Here is a 10,792-nt window from a genome sequence, read left to right on the forward strand (position 1 = left end):
CTTGGCAACCAACCATCAACGGTTTTGACCGAGGATTTTGGCCTCCACAGGGTACCGGCAATGCTGATTCGCAGCGAAAACCATGGAATTCTGACGGGAACGGCCAAAGCCGCCCCGGCGATTCCGGCTGCGTCGCTGCCGACCCTCCTTCTTGGCGGGATTCTGCTTCTTATCGGCCCCTGAGGGCCGTCTGGGCGGTTGCGCCTGGGCACTCAGGGGTTGCGTGAGAACATCAGAAACCCTTTAGCGCTCAGTGATAAGATAGCGCGATCTACCCAAAGGAACTTTGCAGATGACCACCGCGAGCAAGTCCGAGAAGGACCGTGTAATCATTTTCGACACCACCTTGCGTGACGGCGAGCAGTGTCCCGGCGCCACCATGACCTTCGAGGAAAAGCTCGAGGTCGCCGAGTTGCTCGACGACATGGGCGTCGACGTCATCGAGGCCGGCTTTCCCATCACCTCCGAGGGCGACTTCCAGGCGGTCAGCGAGATCGCCCGCCGCTCCAAGAACGCTGTCATCGCCGGCCTGTCCCGTGCCCATCCGAAGGACATCGACCGCTGTGCGGAAGCGGTGAAATTCGCCAAGCGCGGCCGCGTCCACACTGTCATTGCGACCTCGCCGCTGCACATGCGGGTGAAGCTGAACATGACGCCGGAGCAGGTGATCGAGACCTCGATCGCCAACGTCACCCGCGCCCGCAACCAGATCGACGACGTCGAATGGTCGGCCGAGGACGGCACCCGCAGCGAGATGGATTTCCTCTGCCGCATCGTGGAAGCCGTGATCAAGGCCGGCGCCACCACTGTGAACATCCCTGATACGGTCGGCTACACCACGCCCGACGAATACACCCACTTCATGCGCACGCTGATCGAGCGAGTGCCGAACTCCGACAAGGCGATCTTCTCGGTCCATTGCCACAACGACCTCGGCATGGCCGTGGCGAACTCGCTGGCCGGCATCGTCGGCGGTGCCCGTCAGGTCGAATGCACCGTCAACGGCATCGGTGAGCGCGCCGGCAACGCCGCGCTCGAAGAGATCGTGATGGCGATCAATGTGCGCAACGACAAGTTTCCGTACTGGAACAAGATCGACACCACGCAATTGACGCGTGCCTCGAAGCTGGTGTCGGCGGCGACCTCGTTCCCGGTGCAGTACAACAAGGCTATCGTCGGCCGTAACGCCTTTGCGCATGAGAGCGGCATCCATCAGGACGGCGTGCTCAAGGATGCCTCCACTTACGAGATCATGCGGCCCGAGATGGTCGGGTTGAAGCAGTCGTCGCTGGTGCTCGGCAAGCACTCCGGCCGCCATGCCTTCGTCCATAAGCTGGAGGAGATGGGCTACAAGCTGGGCCCCAACCAGTTGGAGGATGCGTTCGCGCGGATGAAGGCGCTGGCCGACCGCAAGAAGGACATCTACGACGAGGACATCGAGGCGCTGCTCGACGAGGAGATCGCGGCCGCCCACGACCGCATCAAGCTGACCTCGCTGACCGTGATCGCCGGTACCCATGGCCCGCAGCGCGCAACCATGAAGCTCGACGTCGACGGCCAGGTCAGGATCGAGGAAGCCGAGGGCAACGGCCCGGTCGATGCCGTCTTCAACTGTATCAAGCGCCTGGTACCGCATGATGCGAAGCTCGAGCTGTACCAGGTGCACGCGGTGACCGAAGGCACCGACGCGCAAGCCGAAGTGTCGGTGCGCCTCGCTCATGACGGCCGCTCGATGACCGCCCGCGCCGCCGATCCGGACACCTTGGTTGCCTCGGCGAAGGCGTATCTCGGCGCCCTCAACAAGATCGTCATGAAGCGCCAGCGCGACATCCCGGCCGCCGTCGCGGGTTGATCGCGACCGTCTCCGTCATCGCGAAAATCGTAGGGTGGGCACGGCGAAGCGTGCTCACCCTCCAACATTCGGCTTACTGCCTTCCGTCTCCCGCTTGCGGGCGGGGGCGGGAGTGTCTCTGCGATTCACCATCTTTGTGAGAGAGCTTTTACCCGGCGCTACGGGAAATTGCGGCGAGCGCCTCGCGCTGATCTATCTGAAGGACCCAAGCCGGCGCGGGCCTTTCAGAAAAACCAATATCCGCGTCAGGACCACTGGCCCATCTCTCCTTGTGGTTGTGCTAAAAATCGACGTCACGCAAAAGCGTGACGTTATTTTTTTCCATTTATTTTGGAGGGGAAACCATGCGAATGCGCTCCGCTTCTTATTTTTTGTCAGCCGCGCTTGCCGCCGCCGCGGCTTCGAATGCTCTCGCTGGTGAGCAGGTGCTTGAGTTCAAGCTGGTCACTAAGCCGATCGATTTCAAAGTAACAGAGGCAGCAAACATCGAAGGCCAGACGGTCGCGTCCGGCAAATTGTTCGGCGTCGCCGTTTTCAAGGACGGCCGTATCGGAGTGAAAGAGTTCGTCAATGCCTCAGACATGCTCAAAGGCGCGGGATCCTTTTTCGGCTACAGCACCTACACCTTCGAGGACGGCTCGATCACGGCGCGTTATACCGGCGCGGTCAAGGACGGCAAGTCGACGGGCGAGTATACGATCCTCTCGGGCACGGGTACCTATGCGAACGCTACGGGCACGGGCACTATCGAAAGCGCGCCGAACCCGTTCAAGGGCGTCAACCTCTTGAACATAAAACTGGTCGTTAAAACGCCCGGTACGTAATAGGACAACCGCGCCTCGGGCAACTCCAGTGCCGTGAGAAGAGGTTTTGCTTATGCGTCACCTCTCCCGCTTGCGGGAGAGGTGAGCGAACGTGTGACCCACGTTAACCTTAATCCCTGATCTTTCCGCTCCGCGTTCCAAGGCGTTCACTTCCGCCGCCAAGCCGCCGCATTGAAACCTAGCCTTGGGTCTCCCGATGAAACGCGAGATCAGATGAGGACGGCTCTCATCCTTGTTGGCCTCGGTACGCTTGCGGTGATGGAGATGCAGACTCCGCCGCGCGCGACCAAGCCTGTCGATGCGCCGCTGGCTCGCACCGTGGGGATTGCCGCCTCCGGCGATACGCTGACGCCGGCAGACCGACTCGAAATCCCGCACACGCAACAGCAGCCATCGACGCAGCAGATCTTCTCGCCCGAGCCGATCGCGCCGCCGGTTCAACCCGCCGCTGCCGCACCGGAACCCGCGCCGATTGTTGAACAGCCTGAGCGCGCAGTCCCCGCCGAAAAGTCCGTGGTCGTGCTGCCCAAGCCTCGGCCCAGAGATTTGTCCAAGGATTTGTCCAAGGGTCTGTCCAATGATCTGTCGAAGAATCTGTCCAAGCATCCGTCCAAGCCTTTGCCCAAGCACCAGGTTGCCAAGGCGACGGCGAAGACCACGCGTGCCAAACCGACGGTCGAGGCCAAGTCCTGTCAGCCCGGCGCTTTCGACGGCCTGTTCAAGGCATTGAACCTTCCACTGGGATGTCAAACCTAGTCCAACAATCCTTCTGCTTCGAGGAAGCGGCTGATGCTCAGCCGCAGCGTCCCATGCCCAGGTCGAGACAGACAAGCCGCGCCAATGAAATCAGGCCGCCCAATCCGGATGAACGTCGGGCCATTGCACCGAAGCGGGGGTGGTGGTCGGCGGAAGTCATTGCCATTGCGCTGGCGGTCGTGATCGCCTTGGCCGTCGCGGCGAGCCCGTTCTTGTTTCGCGATCGTCCACTGACGAGCGAACCGATTGACCAGGCCGGCATCAGAGCGCTGGTTGAGCGCATTATCGCCGCCGAATCCAGCGGCGACCCGAATGCCAGGAACAAGCGCTCCAGTGCGACCGGAGCCGCTCAGTTTCTCGACGATACCTGGCTGGAGGCCGTTCGCAGACATCGACGCGATCTGGTCCAGGGACGCAGCGACAAGGAAGTGCTGGAGCTGCGTCGAGACGCCGGGCTTGCGCGAGAAATCACCGCGCGCACGATCGAGCGAAATGTCACGATGCTGAGCAAGCGCGGCCTGCCGATCACGCCGGGTTCTCTCTACCTTGTGCATTTTGCCGGACCGGCAGGCGCGGTGGCGTTGCTGACCGCGGAAGAGGGCGCCGACGCCGCTTCGCTGATGGCTGCCGCCGACGTGACAGGTCGGACCACCCGCGAGAAGCTGGTCACTGCCAACCCATTCCTGAAGATGTTGACCGTGCGCGACCTCAAGCTCTGGGCCGATCGCAAGATGGCGGTGGCCAATGCACCAGGGCGCTCGTGACAGCTCCCGTCATTCCGCGCCGCGCTTCGAATTGCCCAGGACGACACCTTCATCCTGAGGAGCCGCGAAGCGGCGTCTCGAAGGATGGGCCACGGGTGAGAATCGGGCCTCATGGTTCGAGACGGCGCAAGGGCGCCTCCTCACCATGAGGGTCTAACATGGCGCGCGCGGCGAGACGAATTTAGCGAGTGATTCCAACGTGATTTGCCCCGTCCAGCCCTCGCGCAAAAAACATTCCGCTTCCGTCGTCGGGCAAATCAGCATTATGACTCCGCGCGTCTCATCCAAATGAGGGGCGGCTCGCGATCGTCACGAACGTTGCGGTGAGATGCGGTGGACGTGATAGGTGTGACTGACGAGCACAGGCATCACGGACGGCGAAGTCGTGTGGTTCTGGCGCCCCGACGCTGGCGCTAAGTTTTTTGCGCAAACAAGGTTGCGCGAGAGGCGACGGTGGCAAGAAAGCCCGGTCACCGAGAAGAGCACGAAGTAAGCCGTAAAACCACTGCGCAGGGAAAGCCGGAGTTGCTTCGGTTGACCTGTGGTCCTACCCCCGTGCTTTTTGTTGCACGGGGCCCACGGGTGCAACCGGCACCCGGCTTTCCCTGCGCCCTCACTTCAATGAGAGGGTGAAACGAGATGCAAAGCTCGGGCACATCATGCCGCGAGAACGCGAACTCACATCCATTCTACCGTCATGCCCGCGAAGGCGGGGCATCCAGTAACCACCGCCCTCTCGGCGTAAGCACGACCGCCTCTGGAATATTGGATCGTCCGGTCAAGCCGGACGATGACCGCGGAGAAGCTGTTTGACAATTGAATCAGATCTCTCCTCCCATTGTCCCCGGCCAAACCCAGGACGACAGCGGCAGGATAGGTAGAGCGCAGCGAAACCCGTCATCCGCGCCGCTTGCTCCATCGCGATGGGTTTCGCTGCGCTCTACCCATCGTACGGGCTACTACAACAACCACCTTCGGCCGGACGACAGCGGTGCAAGACACGACGGCACGATGGTCAATCATGAGCAGTCCGGACAGAACGTCGCACTTTTGCGGCGCAGCATGCAGCTCGATGCCGAAACCCTGCTAACGGACAATGGCAATTTCGCCGGCTTCTCTGTATTGGTTCGGCTGGCATACAAAACTCGGGGCGCGCGGGATCATGAGCGCGCTCCCCAGTAAAGCGGGAGGATACATGCGCAAGTTGATGTTGGCTGCGGCGTCGGTTGCAGTGATTGCTTTTGCCGGGCCGGCGGCAGCGGACGATCCGATCGTCATCAAGTTCAGCCACGTCGTGGCGACCAACACGCCAAAAGGGCAGGCGGCCGAGAAGTTCAAGGAACTGGCCGAGAAATACACGGGCGGCAAGGTCAAGGTTGAGGTCTACCCGAACTCGCAGCTCTACAAGGATAAGGAGGAGCTGGAGGCGCTGCAGCTCGGCGCCGTGCAGATGCTGGCACCCTCGAATGCCAAGTTCGGCCCGATCGGCGTGAAGGAGTTCGAGGTGTTCGATCTCCCCTATATCCTCCCTGATCTCCCGACCTTGCGTAAAGTCACCGACGGTCCGCTCGGCGCGAAGCTCTTAAAGCTGCTCGAGCCGAAGGGCATGATCGGCCTCGCTTACTGGGACAACGGCTTCAAGCAGATGAGCGCCAACAGGAAGCTGATCGCACCGGCTGACTACAAGGGCCTGAAATTCCGCATCCAGTCCTCCAAGGTGCTGGAGGCGCAGTTCCGAAATCTCGGTGCGATCCCGCAGGTGATGGCGTTCTCCGAAGTCTACCAGGCGCTGCAGACCGGCGTGGTCGACGGCCAGGAGAACACCTGGTCGAACATCTATACCCAGAAGATGCACGAGGTGCAGAAGTACATCACCAACACGCATCACGGCTATATCGGCTACATCGTGGTCGTGAACAAGAAGTTCTGGGAAGGCCTGCCGGCCGACATCCGGGCCAATTGCGAGAAGGCGATGAAGGAAGCGACCGATTACGGCAACGGCCAGTCGCAGAAGGAAAATGACGACGCGCTCGCCGAGATCAAGAAGACCGGCAAGAGCGAGATCATCACGCTGACGGCGGAGCAGGACGCCGCGATGCGCAAGGCGATGGAGCCGGTCTACAAGGATGTCGCCAAGCGCGTCGGCCAGGGCCTGATCGATGAATTCGTGAAGGAGACCAAGGGCGCGACCAACTGATCGCGTGATGGTCTTGCGTCGAATCGTAAAGCGAGCTCGATCGCCTCTCCCCGCAAGAACGGGGAGAGGGAGCACGCGCTAAGGCGCCGAGAGCTAACTCCTGGGGGACCATTGATACTGCTCCGCATCCTCGACCGGCTGGAGGAGATATTGATCGCGACGCTGATGGCGGCCGCGACGCTCATCATCTTCGTGGCCGTTTGCCATCGCTATTTGATCGGCATTCCCTTGCTCTACCCGATCCTGTTCCCGATCAACCTGTCCTGGGCGCAGGAGCTGTGCATCTACATGTTCGTGTGGGTGGCGAAGTTCGGCGCGGCCTATGGCGTGCGCACCGGCATTCATGTCGGCGTCGACGTCGCGGTCAACCAGTTGAGGTCGCCCTGGCGCAACATCGTGGTGCTGTTCGGCCTGTTCTGCGGCGCGTTGTTCACGGCCGTGATCGGCACCATGGGCGCGAAATTTGTCTACGGGCTGATGCAGACCGACCAGGTCTCGCCCGACCTCGAGATACCGAGCTGGTTTGTCTACCTCTGCATTCCGCTCGGCTCTTACTTGATGTGCTTCCGCTTCCTGCAGGTCGCCTACCACTATTACTGGACCGGTCAACTTCCGCATCACGATCATGCCCGGGTCGAGGGCGTCGACGTCGATGCGCCCGGCGCTGGCGTAGCGGAGGTGACGCGATGACGAGCCTCTTCATCTTCGGGCTCCTCATCGCCCTGATGCTGACGGGCATGCCGATCTCGATCGCGCTTGGCCTGACGGTGCTCACCTTCATCTTCACCATGACCAACGTGCCGACGGAGTCGGTGGCGCTGAAACTGTTCACGGGGATCGACAATTTCGAGATCATGGCGATCCCGTTCTTCATTCTGGCCGGCAATTTCCTGACCCATGGCGGCGTCGCGCGGCGCATGATCAACTTTGCCACTTCGATGATCGGCCATTGGCACGGCGGGCTGGGGCTCGCCGGCGTGATGGCCTGCGCGCTGTTTGCCGCGGTGTCGGGGTCCTCGCCTGCAACCGTGATCGCGATCGGATCGATCATGTTGCCAGCGATGGTGAACCAGGGCTTTCCAAAGCGCTTCGGCGCCGGCGTCATCACCACATCCGGCGCGCTTGGCATCCTGATCCCGCCGTCGATCGTGATGGTGATTTATTGCGTGGCAACCGGCGGCAGCATCGCGCTGGATCCTGCCGGCCACCGCGTATCATCGGCGTCCGTCGGCCAAATGTTCATCGCTGGCGTGATTCCCGGCCTGATGCTGGCGACGCTGCTCGGCGTCACCACATTTTACCGCGCCTGGCGCAACGACTATCCGCGGCTGCCGCGCGCAAGCTGGGCGGAGCGATTTGCTGCCTTCCGCAACTGCGTCTGGGGCTTGCTGCTGATCCTGATCGTACTTGGCGGCATTTATGCTGGATGGTTCACTCCGACGGAGGCGGCAGCCGTCAGTGCAGTCTATGCCTTCGTCATTGCGGTGTTTGTCTATCGCGACATGTCGCTGAAGGACGTGCCGAAGGTGCTGCTCGGCTCGGCTAATATGAGTGCGATGATTCTCTACATCATCACCAATGCGGTGCTGTTCTCGTTCCTGATGGCGAACGAAAACATTCCGCAGCAGATCGCGGCCTGGATTACCTCCGTCGGCGTCGACTGGATCATCTTCCTGCTCGTCGTCAATGTGCTGCTGCTGGTCGCCGGCAACTTCATGGAGCCTTCCTCGATCGTGCTGATCATGGCGCCGATCCTGTTTCCGGTGGCGGTGAAGCTCGGGATCCATCCGGTGCATCTGGGCATCCTGATGGTTGTCAACATGGAGGTCGGCATGTGCCATCCGCCTGTCGGCCTCAACCTCTATGTCGCCTCCGGCATCGCCAAGATGGGCATCACGGAGCTGACGGTTGCGGTCTGGCCGTGGCTTTTGACCATGCTGATCTTCCTCGGCCTCGTCACCTACGTTCCCGAGATCTCACTGTGGCTGCCGCGCGCGCTCGGCATGCTGTGAACGCTTAACCATGGGGAATGACATCTTGGTAAGGGAACGTTCCCTGTCCAAACTGTAAGTTGCGGCGGGGGCAGGGTGGTCTCATCTTCAGGCAGCTCCAAAGGAGGTTCGGATGAAGAAAGTTCTGCTCGCCAGCGTCGCCGCGCTCACCATCGCCGGTTCGACGGTCGCCTACGCCCAGCATCGCCACTGGATGCATGGCCAGATGCGGATGAACCCGGAAGACCGCGCGGCCTTCCTCGATGCACGGATCGCCGCGGTTCATGCCGGGCTGAAGCTCAACGCCGATCAGGAGAAGCTGTGGCCGCCGGTCGAGGCCGCGGTGCGCGATTTCGCCAAGCTCAGGATCGACCGGGCCAATGCGCGGATGGAGGCGGAGAAGAGCGCGGATGCGCAGCAGAAGCCGGATCCGGTCACCCGGCTCCGCGAGCGCGCCGACAATATGGCCGCCAGCGCCGCCGCGCTGAAGAAGATCGCCGATGCCGCCGATCCGCTCTACAAGACGCTCGACGACAACCAGAAGCGGCGGCTCACCGTCCTGACCCATATGGACCGCCGGTTCGGCCCCGGTGGCGAGGGCTGGCGCCGCCACCGCTTCGAGCGCGGCTTCGACCGGGACGATCGGGGCGACCGCGACGATCGCGGTTCCGGCCGGCTCTGACCCCGCCGAGCGGCAATCGGCCTAACCATCGGAAGAACCGCCGCAATCCGGCGGTTCTCATGTTCCGGGACGTCCCCTCCAAAGCACGGGAAAACCTCATCCACCTTGCTGGACATCGCCGGGTCGCTTTGCTAAACGACGGCCCTCCCGGTGAGGTTTTCCGGACCGGTTCCGGGCGCATAGCTCAGTTGGTAGAGCAGCTGACTCTTAATCAGCGGGTCCCAGGTTCGAGCCCTGGTGCGCCCACCAAGCTTTTCAATAGCTTAGGGATTCCGACAGTCGATCAACGGCTGTATGGCCACTTTCATTTGCGATCATGCCAAAGCCGAATGTGGTCTCCGCGCCTTTCGTCTCGGCAAGATGCATGCGTCGGTGAACGCGATAAAGATCGAAATCCGCGCGTCGTAGAATAGGATATTGAGGCGAGTTATTGGGACATAGTCGGAGCTAGGGGTGTTTACGTGATGTACTGTCACTGCCAATCGAGCAAGGCTCGTTCGATCTGGTTCATCAGTACGGTCGCAGAAAAACCAAGGCCCGAAAGCAGCACGAGGCTTATCGACAGCGTGATACTTCAGCCAACTCCGTAGCGCGGCCGGGGCGAAATAGTCGTCTTTATTGATGCTGTGCCGCTCGTGTGAAGAGCTCGCTCGACGCCTGATCAGATAGTCGTCCGTGAAGAATTCCCAAGGCATTGATTTGGAATCCAGAAACGGGATTTTGCCGTGACTGGATTTGCCGGAAAGTGGGTTTGCGGGAGGGGATTCCTTGCAAATTTGATTTGTGATTCACTCGCCTTGGAATACTTCGGCGGGGGACGCGATGCGGCCGCGAGAACGACGAGAGACGGGTGAAGGGGACCTGTTCCGCTCCCGGCTCGATCAGATCATCGACATGAAGCATCCGCTGGTAACGCTGGGCCGTACGGTGGATTGGAGGTTCCTGGAGGAACGGTTCGGCGAGGTCTACAGCGATGATCCCGGCCGCCCGCCGCTGCCGACGCGCTTGATGGCGGGGCTTGCGATCCTCAAGCACACCTACGACCTGTCCGACAAGATGCTGTGCGAGCGGTGGGTCGAGAACCCCTATTACCAATACTTCTGCGGCGAGGAGTTCTTCCAGCACCGGCTGGTGTTCGACCGCTCGTCGCTGACGCGCTGGCGCAACCGGATGTCGCGGGTGATCGTCGACACCACGGTTCAGCCGAAGAACGTGACGTTCCCCACCGATGCGAAGCTTCTGAACCGGGCGCGCGAGAAACTGGTGCGGCTGGCGCAGCTTCACGGGGTTGCATTACGCCAGTCCTATGCGCGGGTGGGCAAGCTCGCCCTGATCCAGCATCAGCGCTATGCCCACGCCAAGCAGTTCAAGCGCGCCAACCGCATGCTCAAGAAGCTGCGCACCTATCTGGGCCGCGTGATCCGCGATATCGGCCGCAAAATCGAGGGTAACGGCGCACTCGAAGCGGCGTTCATAAAGCTGCTGGCGCTGGCGCGGCGCGTGCGCGAGCAGCAGCAACGTCAGCGTGGGCCGAAGGTCTATTCCCTGCATGCGCCGGAGGTCGAATGCATCGGCAAAGGCAAGGCCCACCGGCCTTACGAGTTAATGGCATGGACCACGCCCGCTCTCAGCGGCAACGTGCAGCCCGGCGGGGGGCAGCAGCAGGAGCGCAAGCCATGTCGAATACGAACCTTGTCACAATCGGCATCGATCTCGGGAAGAACAC

The 10,792-nt window shown here is 61.4% G+C and carries 10 protein-coding genes and 1 tRNA gene; all 11 read left to right on the top strand.

Going from position 1 to position 10,792, the window contains the following annotated elements:
* Positions 1 to 60 precede the first annotated feature (60 nt).
* Positions 61 to 183, top strand: a complete 123-nt coding sequence (locus tag I6F35_RS40345; RefSeq protein WP_275945533.1) for a hypothetical protein — start codon at positions 61 to 63, stop codon at positions 181 to 183.
* 109 nt (positions 184 to 292) lie between these two features.
* Complete coding sequence (locus I6F35_RS36325; RefSeq protein ID WP_225122433.1) at positions 293 to 1,852, top strand: 2-isopropylmalate synthase; 1,560 nt, start codon at positions 293 to 295, stop codon at positions 1,850 to 1,852.
* Between the two features lie 344 nt (positions 1,853 to 2,196).
* On the top strand, positions 2,197 to 2,676 hold the full coding sequence (locus tag I6F35_RS36330) for a hypothetical protein (RefSeq protein ID WP_225122434.1): 480 nt from the start codon (positions 2,197 to 2,199) through the stop codon (positions 2,674 to 2,676).
* A gap of 264 nt (positions 2,677 to 2,940) precedes the next feature.
* On the top strand, positions 2,941 to 3,432 hold the full coding sequence (locus I6F35_RS36335; RefSeq protein ID WP_225122435.1) for a hypothetical protein: 492 nt from the start codon (positions 2,941 to 2,943) through the stop codon (positions 3,430 to 3,432).
* A 179-nt stretch (positions 3,433 to 3,611) separates the two neighbouring features.
* The gene (locus tag I6F35_RS36340) at positions 3,612 to 4,196 is read left to right on the top strand and encodes a lytic transglycosylase domain-containing protein (RefSeq protein WP_225122436.1); all 585 of its coding nucleotides are present in this window, start codon (positions 3,612 to 3,614) and stop codon (positions 4,194 to 4,196) included.
* Positions 4,197 to 5,391: 1,195 nt separating this feature from the next.
* Positions 5,392 to 6,393, top strand: a complete 1,002-nt coding sequence (locus I6F35_RS36345; protein WP_225122437.1) for a TRAP transporter substrate-binding protein — start codon at positions 5,392 to 5,394, stop codon at positions 6,391 to 6,393.
* 114 nt (positions 6,394 to 6,507) lie between these two features.
* Positions 6,508 to 7,083, top strand: a complete 576-nt coding sequence (locus I6F35_RS36350) for a TRAP transporter small permease (RefSeq protein ID WP_225122442.1) — start codon at positions 6,508 to 6,510, stop codon at positions 7,081 to 7,083.
* Positions 7,080 to 8,405, top strand: a complete 1,326-nt coding sequence (locus I6F35_RS36355; RefSeq protein ID WP_225122438.1) for a TRAP transporter large permease subunit — start codon at positions 7,080 to 7,082, stop codon at positions 8,403 to 8,405. Before I6F35_RS36350 ends, I6F35_RS36355 begins: the two co-directional genes overlap by 4 nt.
* A 112-nt stretch (positions 8,406 to 8,517) precedes the next feature.
* Positions 8,518 to 9,066 (top strand): Spy/CpxP family protein refolding chaperone, encoded by a 549-nt coding sequence (locus tag I6F35_RS36360; protein ID WP_225122439.1) that lies wholly within the window; start codon positions 8,518 to 8,520, stop codon positions 9,064 to 9,066.
* 173 nt (positions 9,067 to 9,239) lie between these two features.
* Positions 9,240 to 9,315 (top strand) — tRNA-Lys (locus I6F35_RS36365).
* A gap of 573 nt (positions 9,316 to 9,888) precedes the next feature.
* A partial coding sequence (locus I6F35_RS36370; protein WP_225122440.1) for a transposase occupies positions 9,889 to 10,792 on the top strand: 904 nt, incomplete at its 3' end.

It is taken from the genome of Bradyrhizobium sp. BRP22, assembly GCF_020194175.1.
Classification (GTDB): domain Bacteria; phylum Pseudomonadota; class Alphaproteobacteria; order Rhizobiales; family Xanthobacteraceae; genus Bradyrhizobium.

Bases quoted from the DNA above. Each gene is read 5' to 3' on its own strand.
- I6F35_RS40345 (WP_275945533.1), top strand. From the start codon at position 61: ATGCTGATTCGCAGCGAAAACCATGGAATTCTGACGGGAACGGCCAAA.
- I6F35_RS36325 (WP_225122433.1), top strand. From the start codon at position 293: ATGACCACCGCGAGCAAGTCCGAGAAGGACCGTGTAATCATTTTCGAC.
- I6F35_RS36330 (WP_225122434.1), top strand. From the start codon at position 2,197: ATGCGAATGCGCTCCGCTTCTTATTTTTTGTCAGCCGCGCTTGCCGCC.
- I6F35_RS36335 (WP_225122435.1), top strand. From the start codon at position 2,941: ATGCAGACTCCGCCGCGCGCGACCAAGCCTGTCGATGCGCCGCTGGCT.
- I6F35_RS36345 (WP_225122437.1), top strand. From the start codon at position 5,392: ATGCGCAAGTTGATGTTGGCTGCGGCGTCGGTTGCAGTGATTGCTTTT.
- I6F35_RS36355 (WP_225122438.1), top strand. From the start codon at position 7,080: ATGACGAGCCTCTTCATCTTCGGGCTCCTCATCGCCCTGATGCTGACG.
- I6F35_RS36360 (WP_225122439.1), top strand. From the start codon at position 8,518: ATGAAGAAAGTTCTGCTCGCCAGCGTCGCCGCGCTCACCATCGCCGGT.